At 51.5% G+C, this 22810-nt stretch carries 23 protein-coding genes; 6 read left to right on the top strand and 17 right to left on the bottom strand.

Annotated features, from left to right (window positions below; genetic code table 11):
- Positions 1 to 20: 20 nt before the first annotated feature.
- The gene (gene ftsZ, locus QUD54_RS02165; protein ID WP_286337321.1) at positions 21 to 1178 is read left to right on the top strand and encodes a cell division protein FtsZ; all 1158 of its coding nucleotides are present in this window, start codon (positions 21 to 23) and stop codon (positions 1176 to 1178) included.
- A gap of 76 nt (positions 1179 to 1254) precedes the next feature.
- Here the strand turns inward: ftsZ and QUD54_RS02170 are convergent, their stop codons facing one another.
- The 4 genes from QUD54_RS02170 to QUD54_RS02185 all read right to left on the bottom strand — a co-directional run bounded on the left by QUD54_RS02170 (position 1255) and on the right by QUD54_RS02185 (position 4698).
- On the bottom strand, positions 1255 to 2013 hold the full coding sequence (locus QUD54_RS02170; protein ID WP_286337322.1) for an ABC transporter ATP-binding protein: 759 nt from the start codon (positions 2011 to 2013) through the stop codon (positions 1255 to 1257).
- 19 nt (positions 2014 to 2032) lie between these two features.
- Entirely contained in the window at positions 2033 to 2503 is a 471-nt protein-coding gene (locus tag QUD54_RS02175; RefSeq protein WP_286337323.1) for a DUF4149 domain-containing protein, read from the bottom strand.
- Positions 2504 to 2626: 123 nt separating this feature from the next.
- Positions 2627 to 3451, bottom strand: a complete 825-nt coding sequence (gene prmC, locus QUD54_RS02180) for a peptide chain release factor N(5)-glutamine methyltransferase (RefSeq protein WP_286337324.1) — start codon at positions 3449 to 3451, stop codon at positions 2627 to 2629.
- On the bottom strand, positions 3448 to 4698 hold the full coding sequence (locus tag QUD54_RS02185; RefSeq protein WP_286337325.1) for a M48 family metallopeptidase: 1251 nt from the start codon (positions 4696 to 4698) through the stop codon (positions 3448 to 3450). Before QUD54_RS02185 ends, prmC begins: the two co-directional genes overlap by 4 nt.
- 137 nt (positions 4699 to 4835) lie before the next feature.
- On the opposite strand from QUD54_RS02185, the gene abc-f reads away from it, so the two are divergent.
- Together abc-f and QUD54_RS02195 are read left to right on the top strand one after the other, a co-directional pair.
- On the top strand, positions 4836 to 6779 hold the full coding sequence (gene abc-f / locus QUD54_RS02190) for a ribosomal protection-like ABC-F family protein (protein ID WP_286337326.1): 1944 nt from the start codon (positions 4836 to 4838) through the stop codon (positions 6777 to 6779).
- A 28-nt stretch (positions 6780 to 6807) separates the two neighbouring features.
- A complete protein-coding gene (locus tag QUD54_RS02195) occupies positions 6808 to 7125 on the top strand; it encodes a thioredoxin family protein (RefSeq protein WP_286337327.1) in 318 nt (105 codons plus the stop codon).
- A gap of 10 nt (positions 7126 to 7135) precedes the next feature.
- Here the strand turns inward: QUD54_RS02195 and QUD54_RS02200 are convergent, their stop codons facing one another.
- Positions 7136 to 8842, bottom strand: coding sequence for a putative bifunctional diguanylate cyclase/phosphodiesterase (locus tag QUD54_RS02200; RefSeq protein WP_286337328.1), 1707 nt, complete (start codon positions 8840 to 8842; stop codon positions 7136 to 7138).
- A 287-nt stretch (positions 8843 to 9129) separates the two neighbouring features.
- Between QUD54_RS02200 and QUD54_RS02205 the strand changes: the two genes are divergently transcribed.
- Positions 9130 to 9570 carry a hypothetical protein gene (locus QUD54_RS02205; RefSeq protein ID WP_286337329.1) on the top strand — a complete coding sequence of 147 codons (441 nt, stop codon included), beginning with the start codon at positions 9130 to 9132 and terminating at the stop codon, positions 9568 to 9570.
- A gap of 19 nt (positions 9571 to 9589) precedes the next feature.
- Here QUD54_RS02205 and QUD54_RS02210 read toward each other — a convergent pair whose 3' ends face one another.
- The 10 genes from QUD54_RS02210 to QUD54_RS02255 form a co-directional block, all read right to left on the bottom strand.
- Positions 9590 to 10807 carry a BaiN/RdsA family NAD(P)/FAD-dependent oxidoreductase gene (locus QUD54_RS02210; protein WP_286337330.1) on the bottom strand — a complete coding sequence of 406 codons (1218 nt, stop codon included), beginning with the start codon at positions 10805 to 10807 and terminating at the stop codon, positions 9590 to 9592.
- Complete coding sequence (gene thrC, locus QUD54_RS02215; protein WP_286337331.1) at positions 10807 to 12273, bottom strand: threonine synthase; 1467 nt, start codon at positions 12271 to 12273, stop codon at positions 10807 to 10809. Before thrC ends, QUD54_RS02210 begins: the two co-directional genes overlap by 1 nt.
- Before the next feature lie 37 nt (positions 12274 to 12310).
- Positions 12311 to 13912 (bottom strand): Na/Pi cotransporter family protein, encoded by a 1602-nt coding sequence (locus QUD54_RS02220; protein WP_286337332.1) that lies wholly within the window; start codon positions 13910 to 13912, stop codon positions 12311 to 12313.
- 16 nt (positions 13913 to 13928) lie between these two features.
- Positions 13929 to 14264 carry a divalent-cation tolerance protein CutA gene (gene cutA, locus QUD54_RS02225; RefSeq protein ID WP_286337333.1) on the bottom strand — a complete coding sequence of 112 codons (336 nt, stop codon included), beginning with the start codon at positions 14262 to 14264 and terminating at the stop codon, positions 13929 to 13931.
- Positions 14257 to 14625 carry a putative quinol monooxygenase gene (locus tag QUD54_RS02230; protein ID WP_286337334.1) on the bottom strand — a complete coding sequence of 123 codons (369 nt, stop codon included), beginning with the start codon at positions 14623 to 14625 and terminating at the stop codon, positions 14257 to 14259. Before QUD54_RS02230 ends, cutA begins: the two co-directional genes overlap by 8 nt.
- A gap of 77 nt (positions 14626 to 14702) precedes the next feature.
- Entirely contained in the window at positions 14703 to 15554 is an 852-nt protein-coding gene (gene argB, locus QUD54_RS02235; protein WP_286337335.1) for an acetylglutamate kinase, read from the bottom strand.
- A gap of 38 nt (positions 15555 to 15592) precedes the next feature.
- Positions 15593 to 16708, bottom strand: a complete 1116-nt coding sequence (locus tag QUD54_RS02240; protein WP_286337336.1) for an SLC13 family permease — start codon at positions 16706 to 16708, stop codon at positions 15593 to 15595.
- A gap of 136 nt (positions 16709 to 16844) precedes the next feature.
- On the bottom strand, positions 16845 to 17777 hold the full coding sequence (locus QUD54_RS02245) for a tetraacyldisaccharide 4'-kinase (protein WP_286337337.1): 933 nt from the start codon (positions 17775 to 17777) through the stop codon (positions 16845 to 16847).
- The gene (locus QUD54_RS02250; protein ID WP_286337338.1) at positions 17777 to 18913 is read right to left on the bottom strand and encodes a DegT/DnrJ/EryC1/StrS family aminotransferase; all 1137 of its coding nucleotides are present in this window, start codon (positions 18911 to 18913) and stop codon (positions 17777 to 17779) included. The genes QUD54_RS02245 and QUD54_RS02250 overlap by 1 nt, the downstream gene beginning before the upstream one ends.
- Positions 18914 to 19006: 93 nt before the next feature.
- Complete coding sequence (locus QUD54_RS02255; RefSeq protein WP_286337339.1) at positions 19007 to 19750, bottom strand: ferritin-like domain-containing protein; 744 nt, start codon at positions 19748 to 19750, stop codon at positions 19007 to 19009.
- A gap of 89 nt (positions 19751 to 19839) precedes the next feature.
- Here QUD54_RS02255 and QUD54_RS02260 point away from each other — a divergent pair, with 89 nt between their 5' ends.
- On the top strand, positions 19840 to 20433 hold the full coding sequence (locus QUD54_RS02260; RefSeq protein WP_286337340.1) for an MBL fold metallo-hydrolase: 594 nt from the start codon (positions 19840 to 19842) through the stop codon (positions 20431 to 20433).
- 12 nt (positions 20434 to 20445) lie between these two features.
- On the opposite strand, the gene QUD54_RS02265 is transcribed toward QUD54_RS02260, so the two are convergent.
- Positions 20446 to 20925 (bottom strand): hotdog domain-containing protein, encoded by a 480-nt coding sequence (locus QUD54_RS02265; RefSeq protein ID WP_286337341.1) that lies wholly within the window; start codon positions 20923 to 20925, stop codon positions 20446 to 20448.
- Positions 20926 to 20933: 8 nt separating this feature from the next.
- The gene (gene cmoB, locus QUD54_RS02270; RefSeq protein ID WP_286337342.1) at positions 20934 to 21839 is read right to left on the bottom strand and encodes a tRNA 5-methoxyuridine(34)/uridine 5-oxyacetic acid(34) synthase CmoB; all 906 of its coding nucleotides are present in this window, start codon (positions 21837 to 21839) and stop codon (positions 20934 to 20936) included.
- A gap of 68 nt (positions 21840 to 21907) precedes the next feature.
- On the opposite strand from cmoB, the gene QUD54_RS02275 reads away from it, so the two are divergent.
- Positions 21908 to 22810: a cation diffusion facilitator family transporter gene (locus QUD54_RS02275; protein WP_286337343.1), complete on the top strand. Its 903-nt coding sequence runs from the start codon at positions 21908 to 21910 to the stop codon at positions 22808 to 22810.

A 22810-nucleotide genomic window follows, 5' to 3' on the forward strand; every position in this document is an offset into this window, starting at 1 on the left:
TTTCGTGAGAGGAGTGAAGAGTGAGCAACAGATTTTCAATTGAAGAGTCCCCTACCATTACCGGTGCAAAAATCAAAGCCATCGGTGTCGGAGGTGGCGGCGGAAACATGATCAACCATATGATTCATCAGGGAATCGGCGGAATCGATCTTATCGTCGCGAATACCGATGCACAGGCACTCGAAACCTCCAAAGCGCCCTACAAAATACAGCTTGGAGAAAAATTGACGAAAGGTCTCGGCGCCGGGATGAAGCCGGAGATCGGCCAGGAGTCGGCACTCGAGAGTTTCGAAACGATCAAAGAGGTACTTTCGGGTGCCGATATCGTCTTTGTCTCTTCCGGGCTCGGCGGGGGTACCGGTACCGGTGCAGCCCCCATTATCGCTCAGGCGGCCAAAGAGGCGGGAGCATTGACGGTGGCCGTCGTGACCAAACCATTTCGTTTTGAAGGCCGAAAGCGGATGAAACTGGCGGAAAGCGGCCTCGAACAGCTGAAAAAAGAGAGCGATTCCATCATTGTCATCCCCAATGAGAAGCTTCTGAGCATCGTCGACAAAAACCTCGGCATCAAAGAGAGCTTCAAAATGGTCGACAACATTCTCGCCCGTGCCGTCAGCGGCATCAGCAACGTCATTCTCTCACGTGGCGAACACGATATCAACCTCGACTTCGCCGATGTCAATACCGTCATGAGCCATCGCGGCCTGGCACTGATGGGTGTAGGAGAAGCGACCGGGCCGAGCGCAGCATACGAAGCGATCAAGAATGCGATCGAATCTCCGCTGCTCGACAACATGGACATCAAAGGGGCGATGGGCGTCCTCGTCCACTTCCATATCCATCCGGACTATCCTATCCTCGAGATCAGCGAAGCGATGGGGATCGTCGAAGACAATGCGGATGAAGACGCTCATGTCATCTTCGGTACCACAACCGACGAGAACATGTCACCGGATGAAGTGAAGATCACGATCGTCGCGACTGGCTTCGAAAGTGCTGAAAATTTCCAGAACGATGAAGAGAAGAAAGAGACGAAAAAACAACAGATCACACTGATGCAGCCGGAAAACAGCGAGCCCTCCATTCCCGCCAGCACGCCCCGCGTCAAAGTCGTCGGCGGGTACGACAATGAAGAGATCCTCGATATCCCGACCTGGATGCGAAACCAGATGGATTAAAGCCAGGCGGCTCACTCTCTCACACTGCGACCAACTCCACTTTGGTGGTGGAGCTGATCGTGGCTAAACCGCCCTCTCACCTCTCCTGAAACTGAATGGGACCTTCACTTTTACCATCCAGAAACTGTCTTACATAGGGGTTCGTCGTATGTTTGAAATGTTCGGCATCCCCCGTTTCGATAATCTTCCCGTCATAAAGCATCGCAAACCAGTCGCCCGCTTTGAAACTCTCTTTTATATCGTGTGAAATCAAAATGGATGTAACGCCGAGCGTCTTTTTAAGATGGACGATCATCTGGGAAATGAGGTCACTTGTAATAGGGTCGAGCCCGCTTGTCGGTTCATCATAGAGAATAATTTCCGGATTGAGTGCGATGGTGCGTGCCAGACCGACACGTTTGCGCATTCCACCGCTCAGTTCGTCGGGGAAGAGTTCGAGAACCTCTTTGGGTTTGAGTGCAACCATCTCCAGGCGCTCGATGACCCGTTCTCGTATCTCCTCTTCGCTCATATCGGTATGCTCGCGAAGCGGAAAGGCGACATTCTCGTAAACATTCATGCTGTCAAAGAGTGCCCCGCTTTGAAAGAGGAATCCGACTTTCTTCCGGATACGGCGAATCTGCTCCTCGTCGGCATGGCTTATCTCCTCGCCTTCGATCCATATCTCACCCTCGTCAGGCTTCAAAAGCCCTACGATATGTTTGATAATCGTCGACTTTCCTCCACCGGAAAGTCCGAGTATCACCGTCGTTTTCCCCTTCGGGATGGTCAAGTCGACCCCTTTGAGAACCTCTTTGGGACCGAACCGTTTCTTCAAACCTTTGATCTCGATCATTCTATGTCACACCTTCGTGTCAGACGATCTTTCTGTAAAGATACCGCCCCAGTAATAGCGCCAATGCTACCACAAAGATCTTGAAATCCCACTCAGACATCATATGGGCTTTCTGGAAAAGTTCGTTCTCCAGGATCGATTCCCCCTGCTTTTGGAACTCGACGATCTGAGGCGTATAGTAGAAGGTAAACATAAAACCTGTCCAGACTGTGACGAAAGCACTGTAGAATGTGATCTGATCGCGGTAAAAACGCAAAAAGTGATACCCCTCCACAACGAGAATCGCGATACAGGTGGCATTGACGAGCCAGTTGCTCTTCAGGAATATCTTCGTCATGATGATCCCCTCCTGATAATGGGTGAGAACGCCACCTCCGAGAAGATCATCGGCATGAAAAATGACGGGAGCCGCAAAAACTCCGGCGCAGAGCCCCACCCCGAGCGTCATTCCCAGAAGCATCAGATAGGGAATCCAAAGTTTTTTCGGCATGGATAGCTCGATAGATGATTTCGGCGGCTGTTGTCTCTGACCTGGTTGCATAACTACTCCATTTTTTGTAAAAAGTTTATATCAGTCCATCATACGTATAGAAAGCGAAGCGTTTTGGGGACACTACTCGCCACTCATACGCACGTAGAATCCACGATCGAGTCCGGCGAGATCCCGGTAAAACTTCGGTTCCGGCAGGTGCTGTTCTGCACAGAACTCTACGATAGGATGACGTTGATCGTACCCCATTTCACAAACGAGATGCGGCACGTTTCGCGTTTTCGCCGTCAAGATGATACGTTGTAGCAGCTCGTCACCGCAGACTCCGCCAATCAACGCATTTTCCGGTTCATAGCGAAGTGAATGGGGAAGCATATACCTTTCGCCGATATAGGGCGGATTGGAGACGATCATCTCCGGCACCGTCTCGATGCCCTCGAGCAGATCGGCCTGCCGCAGTTCGATACGATCTTCCAGCCCGTAACGAACCACATTCTTCCTGGCATAGGCGAGCGCTTTTTCGGAGATATCGGTCGCGACGATCCGAAGCTCCGGAAACATTTTTGCCAGCATAATACTCACGGCACCGCTTCCGACACCGATTTCACAGATATTCGTCAAACGATACTTCCCGACGATCTTCGCCGCCATATCGACCAGCAGTTCCGTTTCCGGACGTGCGATCAACACGCCCGGCCCCACTTCGAGCTGCAGGTCATAAAAAGAGACTCTGCCCGTGATATATTCGATCGGTTCGCTTTTGCACCGGCGCTCGACCAGCGCGAAGTAACCCTTCGGGTCTTCCATCTTCCGGTCACTGTGCATATGAAGCCACACACGCTCTCTGCCCAGATGCTCCGACATCAATATTTCGGCTTCGAGCCTCGGTCTATCTGCAACGGAAGCAAGCGTTACAGCGCCTTCACGCAGCGCCTCCTCGATTGTCATACGCTGCACTCGCCTTTGAGCGCTTCATCCTCTTTTTCGTCATAGACACTTTTGTCGCCCAACGCCTTGAGCCGTTCGATCACCGGAGGATGGGAGTGGTAGAAAAAGATCGTCAGTTTGTGCGCTTTCGGGAAACTCTTGTTCTCGTCGACCAGTTTTTTCAGTGCGGAGACGAGATCGCCGCTGTTGCCGTGGATCTGCGTAGCGTACCTGTCCGCCTCATACTCGTTGTGCCGGCTCACAAAACTCATGATCGGCATAAAGATAAACATAAATACAGAAATCAGCAGCATAAAGAGTACCATGATCATCGCAGGGGTCTCTCTGACACCCAGTTCCATAAAGAGGCTTGTTGGCATATGGCCGAAAATATAAAATCCCACAAAAAGAATGCCGCCGAGCATCGCGATGTTTTTGTATATATCGTGATGCTTAAAATGGCCCAGTTCATGTCCCAACACCGCCAACAGCTCGTTGTCGTTCAGCTTGTCGAGAAGGGTATCGAAAAGAACGACCCGTTTGCTCTTTCCAAGCCCCCCGAAATAGGCGTTGAGCCTGGCGTCACGCTTGCTGGCATCGACGACATAGACCCCTTCGCTCTCGAATCCGCTCTTTTCAAGCAGTTGTCTGATCTTCTCGTTCAGCTCCTCGTCTTCGAGCGGTGTAAACTTGTTGAAAATCGGTGCGATGACCGTCGGGTAGAGAAGGTTCAACAAAACGATAACGGCAAAGACCAGAAGGAAGCTGAAGAACCACCACATCGGTACGTTTATAATGATCCATGCGATGGCGGCACTGAGCAGTGACGCAAAAACGAGTGTCAGGAGACTGCCTTTCATCTGGTCCTTTATAAAGAGTTCCGGCGAGGAGTGGTTGAACTTGAACCGTTCGTCGATAACGAAAGTTTTATAGATCGAAAACGGAAGCTCCACGATGTAGTTGACGATCAGAAACAGGTCGACCGCGATGACGGCCTGCAAAATGGGGTCCATGTTCCATGTCATCGTATCGAGCCAGCGGATACCCCATGAAAGCCAGAAAACGAAAAGAGCGTACTCCACCAACGTTTCCACGATCTTGAGACGCTCGTTGGAGATAAGATAGCGCGCCGACTTGATCCAGCTGCTCGGCTTCATCAGTACGGGCGGCATATCTTTCGCCCTCGCGACATAACCGATCTGCATCACACTTATATAGACTTTGATCAATACATACAAAAAGAAAATTATGGAGAGTGCTTCGACCATACGAGAGTCCTTCATTTACTGCCTGTAGAGTCTGTCAGGGTCAGTGAATTATTCAAATTAGGTGGATTATAGCCAAGATAGGTTAAAATCCAATTCCTAAATATCAATCTAAATAGAGTATGTAAGAAAAGGAACCTATGGCGCTAGTAGACCTCCTCGACGTCGACAAACAGTTCGAATCGCAAATCATTTTCGAAGGGATCAATTTCCATATCGATGCCTATGAACGCATCGTGATCGTCGGCCGTAACGGCAGCGGCAAATCGACACTGATGAAGATCGTCAGCGGCGAAATAGAACCGGACGCCGGGAAACGGATTGTAAGACAGGGTATCAAGATCGAAATGCTCGAGCAGCAGCCGGTCTTCGATGCGGGCCTGACCGTACGCGACGCCATCGAACGGGAGCTCACAGAGATTCAGGAAGCCAAAAGCAGATACGAAGATATCTCCGCCCGGCTGGCCGAAGATTTCGAGAACAGGACACTGCTCGAAGAGCATGCGAAACTGACGGCGTTTCTCGACTTTCACAATGCATGGAACCTCGACGACAAAATAGAGCGGATTCTCAAAGAGTTCGACCTCAAAGCTTATGAGGAGCGCCCCGTCAATCTGCTTAGCGGAGGCGAACAGCGGCGTGTGGCGCTTGCGTCACTGCTCCTGAAAAAGCCCGATATCCTCCTGCTGGACGAACCGACCAACCACCTCGATGTCTACATGGTCGAATTTCTCGAAGAGCTGCTGCTCAAAGAGAAGTTCACACTTCTACTCATCTCGCACGATCGTTACTTCATCGACCGTATCGCCACCCGCACCGTCGAGATCGACGACCACAAACTGCGCAGTTTCAAGGGGGGATACGAGAGCTATCTTCAGCAAAAAGAGGCACTGCTCCACGCGATGCACAAAGAGCACGAGACGCTGCTGAAGCTGCTCAAGTCGGAAGAGGAGTGGCTACGCCGCGGTGTGAAAGCGCGTCTCAAACGCAACGAAGGGCGGAAGAAACGGGTGCTCGAGATGCGTGAACAGGCGAAGAAAAACCCTTCTGTCATCCGCAAGATCAAACTCGAACTCGAACGGGAAAAACACCATTTCAACAGAGAGGAGAGCGTCAGCCGAAAAAAGGTTCTCTTCGAGATCGAACATCTCGAAAAACGCCTCGGCGACAAACTGCTGATCCACAACTTCTCCAACCGCATCCTCCAAAAAGACCGCATCGCCGTCGTCGGAAAGAACGGAAGCGGAAAATCGACGCTTCTAAAACTTCTTCTTGGACGCGAAAAACCGGATGCCGGTGTCATTAAACGGGGCGATTTCACGATCGGCTACTTCGACCAGCACCGTGAAATGCTCGACGACGACAAAAACCTCATCGAAACCTTCTGCCCCTTCGGCGGAGACCGTGTCGATGTGCAGGGAAAGAACATGCACGTCTACGGCTATCTCAAAAACTTCCTCTTCCCCAAAGAGTATCTCGACAAGAAAATCGGGGTCCTTAGCGGCGGGGAGAAGAACCGTGTCGCACTGGCACTTCTATTTACCAAAAAAGTGGACTGCCTCATCCTCGACGAACCGACCAACGACCTCGATATCCCGACCATCAATATCCTCGAAGAGTACCTTCTCAATTTCCCGGGCGCACTCATCTTCGTCAGCCACGACCGCTACTTCGTCGACAAGATCGCCAAGAAACTTTTCATCTTCAAAGGACACGGTATCGTCGAAGAGAGCTACCAGCCCTACTCCGAATTCCTCGCCATCGAAAAGGAGCTGAACAGCCTCGCACAGTTCGAGCATGAGATCGAGATGGAAAAAGAGAAACCGAAAGCCGAGCCGGTGAAGAAGAGAAAAAAGAAACTCAGCTACAACGAACAGCGTGAACTGGAATCGTTGCCCGAAGAGATCGACGCGCTCGAAAACCGTATCGCTGAGCTGAACGAATGCCTCGCCAACCCCGACTGCTACCAGGAAAAAGGTATTCAGAACCTAACGGATGAGCTGGACGGGCTGGAGATCGAATACAATCTAAAGGCGGACAGGTATCTGGAACTTTTGGAGTTGCAGGAGGAGTTGGAAGGGTGATGTTGTATTTTGCAAAAAGGAAAGTTCGATGAATTTAGAAACGGTCGAAAATTTGATCCACCACGAGCCGGGTGTGTTGCTCTACTTCTGGGGCGAACACTGCAACGTCTGCCACGCCCTGCAGCCCAAGCTCTTCGAGGCGTTCGACCAGAACTTTCCGAAAATCGAAAAGATCGCCATCGACGTGGGCGAGCACGCCGACATCGCGGCCCATTTCGGTGTTTTTTCGATCCCGACAGCCATCGTTTTTCTCGGTGGCAAGGAGTTCGCGAGGGTAAGCCGGAACGTCAGTATTCCCGCACTGGTAGAACGGATAGAGCGCCCATATTCCATCCTTCTTTCATGAAAATTTCAACTCAATGGGAATTTCGGATCCATCTCTTTTCGAACGTTTCGACAGGAAGCGGTTTCGAAAAGTAGAAACCCTGGACAGCGTCACACCCTACCGATCGCAGAAGCCGTACCTGCGCTTCCGTCTCGACCCCTTCCGCAACGATCTCCAGGCCCAGCGTATGCCCCATGGCGATGATCGTCTCGACGATCGCCTTGTCGTTGGGATTTTTCGTAATATCCTGTACGAAACTTCTGTCGATCTTCAGCTTGTCCACTTCCAGCATCTTCAGGTGACTCAGCGAAGAGTATCCCGTCCCGAAATCGTCGATCGAAAGTTTGAAGCCAAGTGACTTGAGGGCTTTGATCAGCAGATGGGCGTGCCTCTCGTCTTCTATCAGAATATCTTCCGTCAGCTCCAGCTCTATGAGGCGGCAAAGTTCGCCATATCGGCGATGCAGCGACTCCATATCGGCAAGGAACCGCTGGTGATGGAAGAGTGCGCTCGATACATTGACGGAGAGGATGGAGGAGAAACCGTACGCCTTTTTCCACCCCTCCAACAGCTCGAAAACACTCTCGATGATGAACGAATCGATTTTGTACAAAATTCCGAGCTCTCTTGCCAAAGGGAGAAAGCGGTCCGGAGCCATCATCCCCTTTTTGGTATGTTTCCAGCGTACCAGTGTTTCCACGCCACAGAGATTTCCGCTCTCTAAATCGATCTGGGGTTGCAGATAGGCTGTCAACTCCCGTTTCTCTATCGCTTTGAAAAGTTCGTTCTCCATCTGGATGTTGTCGAGCATGATATCGCTGTTGTGGGCGAAAAAAGCGAACCGGTTCTTTCCACTTCTCTTGGCTTCGTAAAGTGCTATGTCGGCGGCTTTCTGAAGCGTATCGATATCTTTTCCATGTTCCGGGAAAAGCGAAACGCCTATACTGAAAGAGATATGCAGGAAAATACCTTCGATATCGAAGGAGTCGGTCACCGATTTTTGAATACGTCCTATCAAGGTTCCTATCTCTGCGGTATCGAAATAGTCTTCGACGATGATGGCGAACTCATCCCCTCCGATACGGGCGAAGAGGTCTGTTTTGCGAAGGACGCCCTCGACACGGTTCGCGATCATATCGAGGAGCCTGTCACCGGCTTTGTGCCCCAGGGAATCGTTGATGCGTTTGAAGTTGTCGATATCGAAAAGGATGAGTGCAACTTTGTGGTTGCGGCGCTCTCCCAGTGCGACAGCTCGCTTGAACTCATCGAGGAAAACACGACGGTTATAGAGCCCCGTCAGAGGATCGTAGTTCGCGAGCTTCTCCAGCTGCCGTTTGGCGAGAACCGTTTCGGTCTCGTCTATCAACGTACCGATGATGGCCCTGTCGCCACCATAATAAAAAGCGCTACCATAAACCTTGATATATTTGACCTCACCTTTTTTTGTCAATCCACGAAAAGAGTACTCGACACTGTCTTCGTGCCCCTCGATCCGTTTTCTGATGTTTTCGGATGCGATGCCCCTGTCATCCGGATGTGTCAGATCGAGATTGCTCTTTCCAATGAGTTCCGGCCTTTCGTAACCGAATATTTCGGCAAGCCGCTCGTTGACATAGCTGAACGTGCCGTTTTGGATGATGTAGATGCCCACGACGGCATGCTCTACGAGAGCGCGGAACTTTTCGTCCGAATCGAGCAGGCCGTCGGCGATGGAGCGGTGAATCACGATCTTTTCCATAAACTCTTTCTGTTGTACTTTATTTGAAAAACAATAAACCTATATCGTCGCTTCCATAAAAAATGTTATACCGAATTGAAAAAAACGGTCGACCATACCTCTACCGAATCTCCTCGCAAATAGTCAAAAATAAGATTAATCTATATTTATAAGGGTATTCAAAAGATAATAGGAATAAACTATTCTTATCTTTAGAGCACTTCTGAAAATCCTGCAAGGCTATGGAGCGACGAAGAAGACACCATCTTTTCAGGATTTTCAGAAGTGCTCTTTAAAAAGGATCTCTTATGAAAAAAATAGTCTTGGCACTCGGTCTCGGATTAGCAGTGTTGGTTGCCGGTCAGGCTCAAAAACCTTTGGCCCCCGAACAGAAGGCTCTGAAAAATACGATGCAGACCATGTCAAAAGGGCTGATGCGTATCCAAAAAGCGATACTCTACAACGACAAACAGGAGCTTTTGGCTGGCGTAAGAATGCTGAAGACCGTACAGCCCGGTTTCCTGACAGAGCATGGCGAAGCCCTCAAAAAGTATATGCCGGAGAACCCGAAATTCGCTGTAAGCCTTGCAAAAAAGAGCGAACAAAATATCGAACGCTACGTGCGGATGATGCGAAGCGATATCTTTTCCAAACACGACTACAGCAAAATCTCTGCAGGCTACACGCACATCATGCAAGAGTGCGTCGGATGCCATCAGAAACTACGGCAATGGAAGTGGGAACGATAGTTTCGTTCTCTACTGCCTCTCATCGCATGACTCCCCGCCCGGCCAGATAACCGCTGGCCCAGGCGAAGTGGAGGTTATACCCTCCCCGCTTTCCGACGATGTCGAGCACCTCTCCGGCAAAATAGAGCCCCGGAACCCGCTTCGACGCCATCGTTTTCGGATCGACCTCCGCCGTATCGACACCCCCTCCGGCAACTTCGGCATGTCTGTACCCATGTGTTTCGGTCACGTCGAAACGCCAGTCGAGAATTCTCGTCGCGATACTCCTGATACACTTCGCCCCCGCGTCGGCTGCCGGCATCCTCCCTTCCAATTTCAAAGATGCCAGCAATGCCGCTGCCGTCTTGTGGGGCAAAACACTTTCCAAAAGAGCTTCCAGGGTCAAAAACGGTACCCGTTTCGCCAACCGCTGCAGATAGGAGATCAGGCGCTGGCGATCGAATGCCGGCAGAAGATTGAGCCCCACGCTCACGCGATGCCCTTGCAACAGCGCCGGCGATGCGAAGGATGAGATATCGAGCACGGCGAACCCGGAGATGCCGTAGCGGGTAAAGAGCAGGTCACCCCCGACCGCCACCTCTCTTTTCCCATCGACATAGAGTGTCACTTCCGCATCCCGCTTCACGCCGCTCATCCGTTCATGCCATTTTCCCGACAGATGGAGTCCTACCAGAGATGGATAGGCGGGAACGATCGTGTGGCCGAACGATTCGGCAATCTGCCAGCCGCTCATACTGCCCCCAAGCTGCGGGGCCGCAGGCGATCCGGTACAAACAAGAACTCTGTCGTACTCCTCCTTGCCTATATCGGAAAAAATCAGAAATTTCCCCGAAATCCGTTCTACCGACGTGACGGTACGCTGTGTCAGCATATTGACACCCAAGTGAGCGGCGTAACGCCTCAAAGCCAACTGAACCGACCGTGCTTCGTTGCTCAACGGATAGACCCTTCCGTCGGGTTTTATATCGAGCGGAAGCCCGATCGACTCGCAGAAGCGTTCGAAAGCTCCAAAGTCGAACTGTTTGAGTGCAAAGTCGACAAACGAAGGGTGTTTCCCGAAATAGTCTTTCGAAGATAGTGAGGTATTGGAGATATTGCATCGGCCGTTGCCAGAAGCAAGAATCTTTTTGCCGACATCACGATTCTGCTCGTACAGATCGACACTCGTTCCTGCTTCGGCAGCGGTCACGGCCGCCATGAGACCGGCGGCACCGCCGCCGACGATTGCAACACGCATCAGATAAACTTGAGAATCTCTTCCTCGATCTGCTCTTTGTCGATGACCGTGTCGTGGATGATCGGCTTTTCGAAGAGTTCCGAGATCATCTTCGGAACCGGTACGTTGTAATGTTCGCTCACCCACTGCAGTGCATCGAGGTCACGCTTGGCTTTATGGCCGAGCGCTTCACAGACGGTTGGGCTGAACTTCGTCCACTCCGCCGTCGAGTAGATGATGGTCTTGAGGCTCTTTCTGCGCAGGTTTTCGTACGCTTTCAAACAGGTCGCCGTATGCGGGTCCATGATGTACCCTTTCTTCGCATAGGAAGCGATCACCGCCTTGCCCTCTTCATCGCTGCAGAAATCCGCATCGAAATCTTCGCGAAGCATCTCCAACTCTTCCGGACTCAGGATATATTTGCCCTTTTCGTTCAGATCGTCCATCAGCTGTTTTGTCCGCTCCGGCCCGAATTTGTCGAAAAGGACACGTTCGACATTGGAAGATTTGAGAATGTCCATCGCCGGAGAAGTGGTCTGGACGAGTGACTTGCAGGTCAGATCGTACTCTCCTTTGGTGATCAAATCGGTCAATATGTTGTTGATATTGGAAGAGATCAGAATCTTTTCGATCGGCAATCCCATCTTTTTGGCATAGTAGCCACCCAAAGCGTTGCCGAAGTTGCCGCTCGGTACGACCAGATAGACCGCCTCGCCCATCGAGACCTCACTGCGATTCACGAGCTGTAGATAGCTGTGAATGTGGTAGATGACCTGAAAGATGATACGTCCGAAGTTAACCGAATTGGCCGCCGAGAGCTGGGTGTGACTCTCCCGCAGTTTGGCCTTGAAACTTTCGCTTGCAAGAAGGTTTTTCAGTGCCGTCTGGGCATCGTCGAAGTTGCCGTGGATTCCGATAACCTTCTCGTTCTTGGCCTCTTCGGTCACCATCTGCAGACGCTGGACATCGCTCGTTCCACCGTCGGGGTAGAGACACGCCACCTTTACGCTCGGTGCATCCTTGAATGTCTCCAGCGTCGCAGGACCCGTATCTCCGCTGGTCGCCGCCATGATAAGGTACTTTTCGCCGCGTTTTTCGGCCAGTTTGGAAAGGATGTAGCCAAATGGCTGCAGCGCCATATCCTTAAAAGCACGCGTAGGGCCGTGCCAAAGCTCGCTGACGAAGGCATCCTCTTCGATTTTTACGAGAGGTACGGGATCTTCGGGGTCGTCGAATGCATCGTAGCGATCGAGCGCCGCATTCAGATCCGCTTCGTCGATATCGACATCGAACTTTTCGAAAAGTGCCTTGCAAAGATCCTTGTAATGGCTCTGCGTATGGGCATCGAGAAAGTCGAAATCGAGTGACGGCAGTTTTTTTGGGACATAGAGTCCGCCGAAACTCGCACTCGGGCTCAAAATCGCCTGACTGAAAGTCACCTCCGAAGGCTTGCTCCCGTCGTTGCCACGTGTCTCTATAAAGGTCATTGAATATCCTGAATTTTTGATGAAAGTATACCATTTTTCACCGCTTCTTCTCGCTTTTCTCTTTACCTTCGCTCTTTTGGTAGTGGTAGAGCATTCTCTCCAAGTGGAAAGCGATACGCTCGAGCCAGTTCAGCTGGTCGAGATGGCGGCCTCCTTCATCGGTGCCGATCGTTTTCCCTGCAATGGCAGCGATAATTTCAGGACGAAGCACTTCCACCTGCCGGGTCAGAACTTCAAGCATTTCGGATGCTGTCCGATAGGCATCCGCCCATTCATGGCGGCGGATGTCGGCTTCGATTCGGGAAATCTTTTCCCGCAACGCTTCTCTAAGTCTGTCGATGGCGTACTCTCCCGAGCGTATAAAATCGGTATCGGGTTCGCAAAGCTCGAAAAGCGTCTCGAGATGGTCGAGCGTATGGATGAGTTCAAGAAGAGAGATCCATGCCGGATGCTCCTGCTTTTCGAGATGCAGATCGTCGATATAGTCGTACATCGCCTCGATGGCGAGATCGATCTCGGAGAGTTTGCGTACGGAAGGGCTCAAACGGGGATCCAGCCGAATCTTCAAACAGTGAAGAAGCTGGGAAATCTCGTCCGCCATCGTCTCTTTCAATGCATCGAGTGCCAGAGCCGGCTGCTTCAGCAGCCCCTTGTCGAGTCTACGCAGGTAGACCGGAAGCCGTTCCGGAATCAGACGTTCCATCAAACGGGCGAAATGGCGAGTAAAGGGAAGGATGGCGGCGACGCCAACGACATTGAAAAACGTATGAAACGCGACCAGTGCGATTTCGGCATCGTTTTCGACAAATCCTGGCGCCAGCCCATTGGCGATACGGATGTATGGCGTCAACAGCAGCAGTGCCAGCAAACCCGTAAAAACGTTGTAGATCAGATGAGAAAAGCCTGTCCTGCGAGCCTGGACCGAACTTCCTATCGAAGCGATGACTGCCGTGACCGCCGTGGCGACATCCATCCCGATCACCAGTACCGCCGCCTGTTCGAACGAAACGAGCCCCGTATAGAGCGCCGTCAGCGTGGCGGCGACACCGGCACTCGACGACTGGGTAACGAGTGTGAAGAGGATACCGAGGCCGAGTAGTTTCAGGCGGCCGGACCAGCTATCTCCCGGAAGATCGGTGAAATTCAGGATATCCTGAAAGCCGCTCATCCCCTCCTGTATGAAAACCAGCCCGACGAATATGAGTCCGAAACCGGCTATCGCATAACCGGCACGGGCCATCTTTCTGCGTCCAAAAAGGTTCATCAACGTACCGACCAGGATCAACGGCATGACAAGAATCGAAAGATGAAGCTTGAAACCGAAGAGGGCGACGATCCATCCCGTGATCGTCGTACCGACGTTCGCGCCGAAAACGATGCCGAGCGCCTGGGGAAATTCCATGAGGCCCGCCGCGACAAACCCCACGGCCGCAACCGTCGTGGCGCTCGAAGATTGTAAAATGGCCGTGCTCAGTGCGCCTGTAATCGCACCACTTAGCGGACTTTTCGTAAAACGAACCAAAAGGGCGTGAATCATCCCACCGGCGAGAGACTTCAGCCCATCGGTCATGATGATCATGCCCAGAAGGAAGATCCCCAGGCCACCTCCCATTTTCAGCAGGCCGATCAGGATCTGCATGGAATCCATTACGATGTCACTTCTTCCTCGACTGTTTTTTCAGAAGACTCTCCATCCAATCCAGATAGTCGGAACTTCCCTCCTCTATTTCGATCGAAACGATCTCCGGTACTTCGTAACTATGAACCTTTCTGACCGCTTTCTCCAGATCTTTCAGAAGAGATTTTTTGCTCTTTATGATCAAAAGCACCTCGTTGGAGATTTCGACCTTCCCTTCCCACCCATACACGGAACGGATCTTCGGAACGATGTTCACACAGGCAGCCAACGCCTTTTTCACCAGATGGATCGCAATCTTTTCCGCTTCGCTTTTGGAAGAGGCGGTCACCAGTACCATCCGGTATTTACTCATACTTCGCTCCCACCACCGGCGCGTCGTAATCTTCCGGTTCATCGCTATAGACACAGACATCGTGGGCTTCCACAAGACCGTTTTCATCGAGGCATTGGGTCTGGAAAAACTCCCGAATCGCGTTGCGGTTGCAATGCGCCTCGAACGCCGTCCGATCGGCCCAGATCTCGTTGAAAACGATCGAAAAGTCGTCACTGCAACCCGCGCAGGGATTTTCGATGCGTCTCGTCACGATATACTGAAGGCAGCCATCCTCTCGCAACGTATCGGGCTCAAGGGCTTTGAGCACCTCGAAGAGTTCTCTCTCTTTTCCCGTTTTCGCCCGAAACCGTGCGATGCAGTAGATCTTTTTCGACATCATGACTCCTTTAAAAACTACCCACTACTCACTACCCACTACCCACTAAGCCTGCAAAGCGGGCGTATCATTCTCTACTTTCAGTGGACGATCTGCGTACCGATCCCTTCGCTCGTGAAGATCTCGAGAAGAATCGAATGCTCGATACGTCCATCGATGATGTGCGCTTTCTGAACGCCGCCGTTGATCGCTTCGAGACACGCATCGACCTTGGGTACCATCCCGCCACTGATGACGCCTTCGTTTTTGAGCAGATTGATCTTTTCGGTCCCAAGTGTCCCGATAAGTTTCCCCTCGCTATCCAAAACGCCCGGAGTATCGGTCAAAAAGACCACTTTGCTCGCTTTCAGCGCCACGGCGACCTTGCTCGCCGCCAGATCGGCGTTGATGTTGAAACCTGGTTCGCCCGGGTCTTTGCTGGCCGCGATCGGTGCGATGACGGGGATGAAATCTTCGTTCATAAGGTTCTGCACCACTTCGGCATGGATCTCTTCGATGACACCCGTATAACCCCATTTGCTGCGATCTTTCGCACGCGCCTGGATAAAATGGGCATCTTTACCGCTGATGCCGATCGCTTTGGAGCCCTGATCGTTGAGCGAAGAGACGATCTCTTTGTTCACCTCGCCGCTGAGCACCATCTCGACGATGCGCATCGCCTCCTTCGTTGTCACCCGCTGCCCCTCGACAAACGCTGTCTCGATCCCGAGATCGGCCAAAAGCTGCGTAATCTTCGGTCCGCCTCCATGCACGATGACCGGACGGATGCCCACGAGGTGCATCAGCACGATATCCTGGGCGAACTTCTCTTTCAGCGCCGGCGACGTCTGTGCCGCACCGCCATACTTGATAACGATGGTCTGTCCCGCAAATTTCTTGATGAACGGTAGTGTATCGAGCAGTGTCTGAACGACTTGCATTTTCTTTTGCATCGGTATTCTCCAAATGGATCGTAGTGGATTGGAGTATATCAGGTCTGAAATAAAAAAACGATGAGTCTCTCAAAATCACCATAGAGATAGTCGTAACAGACAAAATGGATGAGAAAGCCGACGAAGAACGCTACATAGCCTGCAACGACGAATTTTTTCGCAAAAATCCCGACACGCTGCCTGTCGCCATAGGCGACGTAGAGTTTGTAGGTGATGAGATTCGCCAGGGCCGCGACGAGGCTTCCGAATCCACCGACATTCGTCCCCCATAGAAGTGCTTCCCATTCTCCCGTGAATCTGTTCAAAAGCAGAGTCGTCGGCACATTGCTGATGAATTGGCTCATCGACGCCGAAAGGATGAAAATGTGTCCCGGATGGTGGATCATCCCACCGATCATCTCCTTGATATTGGCCGTGAGCCCCAAAAACGCCAGAAAGGTTAGAAGCAGTCCATAGTCCACCTTCAAGCTGCGACGGTCGAAAAAAAGGACGAAAACGAGGGCCAGTACCGCCGTCCCCACTGGCAAAAGCCGCAGAACGCACAATACGACGATTCCCAGCAGCACCAGATAGCTCAGTGCCATCGGTTTTTCGACCGGCCGTTTCTTGCGTCGGAACGAAGTCTCCTTCGTCGCTTTCATGAAAAAGGAGACGACCAGGAAAAAGAGCAACATTCCGATGGAAAAGGGGGCGATCGTTTCGATGAACCTCAGGGTATCTACATCGTAGAAAGAGTAGATGAAAAGATTCTGCGGTGTTCCAAAAGGCGTCAGGGCGGCACCCACATGGGCGGTGAGCGCCACGAGAATGGCGAGGTTCTCCCTCTGGCGAACATTGAGAGAGAGAACGATCGGCAGCATCGTCACGAGGCTCACGTCGATCGTCACGACCATCGAGAGCAGAAACGTGATGATCACGAGTTTCGCCGGCAACAGCGCACCCCGTTCGAGAACCGTCGCGGTTTTGAGGAGGAGATTGCTGTTTTCGATGCCCTTGACCACGACGAAGAGTGCGAAGAGTAGAAAAATGGGCTCCACATCTTTGGGCGTATAGAGTGGAAAAGCACCACGATAGAAAGAGGTGGCCACCACCCCGACCAACGAGGCGAGCAGAAGCCACTCTCTGACGATGAAATCCTGTAACACCCGTCTCACGCTTTCACCTCTCTCGCTACGAGACATTTACCGCTTTTTTCGCCTCGTCACATACCTATATCTTATTCTCTCCATCCTGTTCATACATCGTCACGTTCCCATATTAAATCAATATAACTTATTATTTTATTAAATTTTACTGATCATAGTGCCGGCCGGACAAAACGGCTCGTTGTATTTGGAGAAGATATCGTTCGTCGATATCCAGTTTCAGTTTCAAAAGTGCCATATCGAATCCGAATTTTTCCAGTTTCACGGCATCTTTTTCGGTCGTGAGAATCTTTTCGACACCATGCTTTTTCATTGCCTCTTCGATCGCTTTGGCATCGAACCAGGCGTGGTCGGGAAGAATCAGGCGGCCTTTGACGAGACTCTTCGGCAAGAAAGGCTCGAGTCGATGTGGATTGGCGATGGCGGTCACGAGCAGCATCGGCTCGCTGCACCCTTCGCAAGTGACGACACGCTCGAAATCTTTTCCCTCGACCAGTACGAGGTCGGCGAACTTTCTCTCCGAAGGGAATTCACGAAACGGACCGGAAGGAAGCGGAAGGGGGTTGGGTATGTTCGCGGGATAAAGAAGTATTTCGAATTTTTCGATCGCAACTTTGCTGAAACCATCGTCAAGAAAAACTATCTTCGCACCCATCGTTTTGGCTTTTTCGACCGCTTCGATGCGATCTTCAGCGACGATGACGGTAGCCTTTGGAAGCGAGCGGGCAAGAAGCATCGCTTCATCGCCACTCGTTTCGATGTCGGCTTGGATCTTTCCCCACTCGCTCACGACGACAAGGCCGCGGCTTTTTCGTCCATAACCTCGCAGGATGACTGCCGGTTTTTCAAAATGTATGGCAAGCGCAATGGCCATAGGGGTTTTACCGCTGCCGCCAACGAGCAGATTGCCGATGCTGACGATGGGGATCCCGAAGTTTTTGCGTTTTGCCACCCTTCGGCGTATCCACATGGCAGAAGCGTAGAGGAGAGAGAACGGAAGCAATACAAACGCTACCGACCAGTGATACCACTTGGGCCGGTAGAAAAGATTTTCGAAAAAAGCGACGAAGCGGTGCATCAAATGTGTTCGGCGGCGACCTCTTTGACCATGTTACAGACATATTCGACGTCACTGTCGCTCATGTTGTGGTAGATCGGCAACGAAAGAACCTGCTGGTAGGTCTGGAGTGCCTGCTGGAAGTCGTTGACCCGCAGGCTGTATTTCTGTTTGTAGTAGCTCATCAGGTGAAGCGGAATGTAGTGCAGCCCGGTATGGATGCCACGCTCTTTGAGTGCGCGTGCGAAGCCGTCACGGTTCCGGTCGATGCGAATGATATAGAGCTGATAGATATGATCGCGCTTTTTGACGGGCAGCGTTACATGATTCACCCCTGCAAGCCGCTCGTCATACATCTTCGCGATCTCAAGACGCCGTGCGATCATCTTGTCCACGCGATTGTACTGGGCCAGTGCATAGGCTGCGTCGAGAACGCTGATGTCGTACTTACAGCCGATGTCGACGACATCGTACATATATTCGAGGTTGCCGTAACGGTCCCATCCACTCGACTGGATAGCATGGTTGCGCAACAGTACGGAACGCTCATAAAGGGTATCGTCTTCACACAGAAGCATTCCGGCATTGGCGACGGAGTGTTTCATATGGGGTGAAAAACTGAAACAGGTGATATCCGCACCCGTAGCACCGATCGGATCACCTTTGTAGGTGCCGCCAAGCGCGTCACTGGCATCTTCGACGATCTTGATGTTGAAACGGTTCGCGATATCGTAGAGCCGCTCGAGATCGGTCGGCTGGCCGCCGACATGGTTGATGATGGCACCTTTGAGTTTTTTCGACTTGTTCTCTTCGAGTATTTTTTCGAAAGCGTCCAAATCGATATTGAAATCTTCACTGTCGATATCGACGAATATCGGCTCGGCGTCGAAGTGACGCACCACTTCCGGAACGGAAGGAAAAGAGTTGACGGAGCAGATTATCTTGTCGCCGCGTTTGAGATCCATTGCACACATCGCCAAATGAAGTGCCGATGTTCCGCTGTTGGCCGAAACGGCATAGGTCGCTCCAGTCTTTTTCATGAACGCTTTTTCGAGATCTTCGATCTTCGAAGCACCTTGGAGATCAAGTACCTCTTCAATCTGCTGACGTTCTGCGTTGCTGATGTCCGGTTTGAAAAAAGGAATCTCACGTGCCATACAAAATGCTCCTGTGAAAATATATTGTGTTCATAATACTGATATTAGTATTAATCGCAGCTTTTATATATAGTTGAGCATTGTAAGGTCGACTTATTCACATTTTTTCGCACCCATTCGTTTCAGTTCGTCACATGCGAAACCGGCTGCGCGGCGCGCTTCGACATTGAGCTGAAAGTTCCGTTTCTCCATACCCGGATAGAAGCGCTCGATGATTTCGAAATAGACCCCGGGATCGAGATCGCGCTTGTCGCAGACATACCGGAACCATCTGTCCCCTTTGGTCACATGGTCGATCTCTTCCTCGAGAATAATCCCGAGCGCCTCCGATATCGCTTCGAGCATCGGTGTAGAGGGGTAGCTTTTCAGCTTCTGAATGATTTTCGGGTTCGCATCGAGGCCGTTGGCCTCCAGGTAGCGCGGTACCACGGCCATACGCTCCAGAATATCCCCTCCACTCTTTCGCCCTGCATCGAACAGCGAGGTATGGACCGGGTAGTCGCCGTAGCGAACCCCGATGCGCCGCATCAAAGCGTCGAGCATCCGAAAGTGTCGAACCTCGTCGTGTGCCACTTCGATCCAATCGGCATAGTACCCATGCGGCATATTTCGGAAACGGTAGGCCGAGTCGAGCGCCAGATCGATCGCACTGTACTCGATGTGTGCCACCGCATGCAGAAGCACACCCTGCCCCTCTTCGGTATCGAAATGTTTTCGTTTGGGTACGTCACGTGGACGGACAATCGTGACGATCTGTGCATAGGAGGGTCTTTCAGGACGCTCCACCGGCGAATCGTGATCGAACGTCAGCCTGTTTTGGCGTAAATTTGTGTACAATTGCTCAACCAGTTCCCCCTTTTTTGAGGGGTCACTTTCACACATAGCGCGTAAAGTTTCATCGAAAAATTCCATAAAGGGATTATACCATGCAGATACAGATGCAACCCATGGGCCCCTACCAGACCAACTGTTATATCGTCACGGTCGACGGGAAAGATTTTATCGTCGATCCGGGAGTCGATGCCACCGAATGGGTTTTGAAACATGTCAAAAACCCTGTCGCCATTCTCAACACCCACGGGCACTTCGACCATGTCTGGAGCAATCAGGAGATCAAAGAGAAGCTGGATATCCCGATTTTCTGCCCCGAAGGAGATCTTTTCATGCTGGAAAACGATCCCTTCGGCCAGGGGACGCCACCAAGCCATGCCGATGTCGCGGTCAAACCGGACGAAACTGTGAACATCGAACAGACTCCGATCAAATTCCAACACTTTCCCGGCCATACCCCAGGATGCAGCGCCCTCGAGATCGGCGACAACTGGTTTTGCGGAGATTTCCTTTTCAAAGGCTCCATCGGGCGCGTCGACTTCCCCTATTCAGACCCGAAAGCGATGAAGAGGAGTCTCGAAAAGGCGTTGGCCCATCCAAAAAACGCCACCCTCTATCCCGGCCACGGTCCAAGCACGACACTCGAAGCCGAAAAGCGGAACATTCCCTACTGGCTGCGGATGATCTGATACCGACCCCAGCTACTCCTCTTCCTCTTTGAGGAGTTTGAGTTTGAGGACATGGCGTTCGAGTACCACCGCCATAAACTCTCCTTCGAAGACTTTGATATCTTCGAAATAACCCACCACATGGATCTTTCTCTTTCTTGCCTCTTTATAGAGCTCTTTCGCATCGAAAACCACTTTGTCTCCCACCTTCACCGGTGAGAGAAAACGACACTCACTGCTGACCAGTACGACGTTGGGGTCGTTCACCGCAGCCATGGCGGCAAAATCGGCCGCGGCGAAAGTAAACCCTCCATGAACCAGGCCCATCTCGTCGACGACCATATCCCGCGTCGTTTCGAGCTCCACTTTCGCATATCCGTCATCCAGTTCCACCAAGACACCGCAAAGCGACTGATTGATACGCTGATGCGTTTTGAGTTCCACTTTCTCTCGCTCCGTTCCCGAATGTTCCGTCTGCAACGTATCTTCGTTTTCTCTCTCTTCTTCTGCCATCTTCTCCCCTATTTTCTGTAACATCTTACATAGACGCGTCTGGGTGCAGGATACCCTTCAATCGTCAAATCCGGGTTATCCGGATCGAGAAACTCTTCGAGGCTCTGCCCCTCCATCCACTCCGTTTTTCTCTGCTCTTCGGGTTCCGTCTTGACGATATCGAGTACTTCGAAACGCTCGAAGCCCGCCTTTTTACACCAATTTTCCAATGCGGGAACGGTCGGGACGAAGTGGACATTCGAAATTTTCGAATAGGTCGACTCCGGTACCAGGCACACGGGTTCCTCTCCTTCGATCATGAAGGTGTCGAGTATCAGCTCGCCACCCTTTTTGAGACTCCGTTTCAAAGATTTCAATGCCACGATCGGATCGCTCCTGTGATAAAGCACGCCAAGACAGAAGAGTGTATCGAACATATCGGCGAAACCCGCCATATGTTCAATGCCAAGCATCTCATAGCGCAGTCTGTCGCTTCGAACATATCGGTTGATCAGATCGAACTGGGATCGAAAAATCGGGGAAGGATCGACCCCCAGAACCAGTTTCGGGGAAAATTCGAGCATCCGAAACATATAGTAACCGTTGTTGCATCCGACGTCAGCGACCATTTTACCTTCGAGGTCCATATAAGGCCGCAGCAGATTGTACTTTCTGAAACTCTGCCACTCGCTGTCGATACGAATGCCAAAGAGATCGAAAGGGCCTTTCCGCCATGGCATCATCTTCTTCGCCACCTCGTAAATCACAGATCGCTGTTCCGGCGTAACCGAGTCCGATCGCAACCTGATCCAGTCCCCAAGTTCGACCTCGGCATCCTTTATTTGTGGAAGATCCTTCATCGCATCCCTGATCGGTGCGACATTCTTCCACCTCAGCCACGATTCACGTTCTTTGATGATTTCTTCGATTTTCATAAAGAGGATTATAGTTTAAATAAGATAAAATTCGGAAATCTTCGAAATTCTTTCTCTGGAGAAAATCAATGACATTGCAAAAGAGAGCGACCATCGTCAGTTCCTCGGTAGCCGTTACACTCGTCGTCATAAAACTGATCGTCGGAATCGTTAGCGGCTCGGTGGCCGTTCTTGCATCGGCTATCGACTCGGGTCTCGACCTTGCCGTCTCGCTGTTCAATCTATTTGCCGTCACGAACGCGGAAAAACCGGCGGATGAAAAGTTCAACTACGGCCGGGGGAAGATCGAAGCGATCGCCGCGGTCATCGAAGGTGTCATCATCACCCTTTCGGGATTTTTCATCTTCTATCAAGCGATCCAGAAGATTATGCATGCCGAGCCGGTCACCCATCTGGACATTTCAATCGGTGTTATGGTCGTCTCGCTCGTGATGACCGGTGCGTTGGTCATGTTCTTGAACCATGTGGCTCGCGTCACACAGAATATGGTCATTAAATCCGACGCGCTCCACTACAAAACGGACCTACTCAGCAACGGCGCCATTCTCGTCTCTCTCGTCGTCATCTACTTTACCGACTTCTACTTGATCGATGCCATCCTCGGTATTCTCATCGCCATCTATATCGTCTATTCGGCATTCGAACTGATTCAAGAAGGTGTCCTGGTGCTGCTGGATGTCTCGTTGGACGATGAGATCGTAGAAAAAATCAAAGAGGTGATCGAATCGGAACCGGGCGTCAACGACTACCACTGGCTTAGAACCCGAAAGGCGGGCAACGACTACTTTGTCGATGTCCACCTGGTCTTCACACCGGAGATGTCACTCCTCGAAGCGCACCGCATCGGCGACAGTGTCGAAGCCAAAATCAAGGAGATCGACCCGAAAGCCGACTGGCTTATCAATATCCATCTCGATCCCTACGACGACTCCGACGTCAACCTGGAAGAGAGTAAGAAGTTTGCGGGATAG

The organism is Hydrogenimonas cancrithermarum (assembly GCF_030296055.1).
Taxonomy (GTDB): Bacteria; Campylobacterota; Campylobacteria; order Campylobacterales; family Hydrogenimonadaceae; genus Hydrogenimonas; species Hydrogenimonas cancrithermarum.

Bases quoted from the DNA above. Each gene is read 5' to 3' on its own strand.
- QUD54_RS02170 (WP_286337322.1), bottom strand. From the start codon at position 2,013: ATGATCGAGATCAAAGGTTTGAAGAAACGGTTCGGTCCCAAAGAGGTT.
- QUD54_RS02175 (WP_286337323.1), bottom strand. From the start codon at position 2,503: ATGCCGAAAAAACTTTGGATTCCCTATCTGATGCTTCTGGGAATGACG.
- prmC (WP_286337324.1), bottom strand. From the start codon at position 3,451: ATGACAATCGAGGAGGCGCTGCGTGAAGGCGCTGTAACGCTTGCTTCC.
- QUD54_RS02185 (WP_286337325.1), bottom strand. From the start codon at position 4,698: ATGGTCGAAGCACTCTCCATAATTTTCTTTTTGTATGTATTGATCAAA.
- abc-f (WP_286337326.1), top strand. From the start codon at position 4,836: ATGGCGCTAGTAGACCTCCTCGACGTCGACAAACAGTTCGAATCGCAA.
- QUD54_RS02195 (WP_286337327.1), top strand. From the start codon at position 6,808: ATGAATTTAGAAACGGTCGAAAATTTGATCCACCACGAGCCGGGTGTG.
- QUD54_RS02200 (WP_286337328.1), bottom strand. From the start codon at position 8,842: ATGGAAAAGATCGTGATTCACCGCTCCATCGCCGACGGCCTGCTCGAT.
- QUD54_RS02205 (WP_286337329.1), top strand. From the start codon at position 9,130: ATGAAAAAAATAGTCTTGGCACTCGGTCTCGGATTAGCAGTGTTGGTT.
- QUD54_RS02210 (WP_286337330.1), bottom strand. From the start codon at position 10,807: ATGCGTGTTGCAATCGTCGGCGGCGGTGCCGCCGGTCTCATGGCGGCC.
- thrC (WP_286337331.1), bottom strand. From the start codon at position 12,273: ATGACCTTTATAGAGACACGTGGCAACGACGGGAGCAAGCCTTCGGAG.
- QUD54_RS02220 (WP_286337332.1), bottom strand. From the start codon at position 13,912: ATGCAGATCCTGATCGGCCTGCTGAAAATGGGAGGTGGCCTGGGGATC.
- cutA (WP_286337333.1), bottom strand. From the start codon at position 14,264: ATGAGTAAATACCGGATGGTACTGGTGACCGCCTCTTCCAAAAGCGAA.
- QUD54_RS02230 (WP_286337334.1), bottom strand. From the start codon at position 14,625: ATGATGTCGAAAAAGATCTACTGCATCGCACGGTTTCGGGCGAAAACG.
- argB (WP_286337335.1), bottom strand. From the start codon at position 15,554: ATGCAAAAGAAAATGCAAGTCGTTCAGACACTGCTCGATACACTACCG.
- QUD54_RS02245 (WP_286337337.1), bottom strand. From the start codon at position 17,777: ATGCACCGCTTCGTCGCTTTTTTCGAAAATCTTTTCTACCGGCCCAAG.
- QUD54_RS02250 (WP_286337338.1), bottom strand. From the start codon at position 18,913: ATGGCACGTGAGATTCCTTTTTTCAAACCGGACATCAGCAACGCAGAA.
- QUD54_RS02260 (WP_286337340.1), top strand. From the start codon at position 19,840: ATGCAGATACAGATGCAACCCATGGGCCCCTACCAGACCAACTGTTAT.
- QUD54_RS02265 (WP_286337341.1), bottom strand. From the start codon at position 20,925: ATGGCAGAAGAAGAGAGAGAAAACGAAGATACGTTGCAGACGGAACAT.
- cmoB (WP_286337342.1), bottom strand. From the start codon at position 21,839: ATGAAAATCGAAGAAATCATCAAAGAACGTGAATCGTGGCTGAGGTGG.
- QUD54_RS02275 (WP_286337343.1), top strand. From the start codon at position 21,908: ATGACATTGCAAAAGAGAGCGACCATCGTCAGTTCCTCGGTAGCCGTT.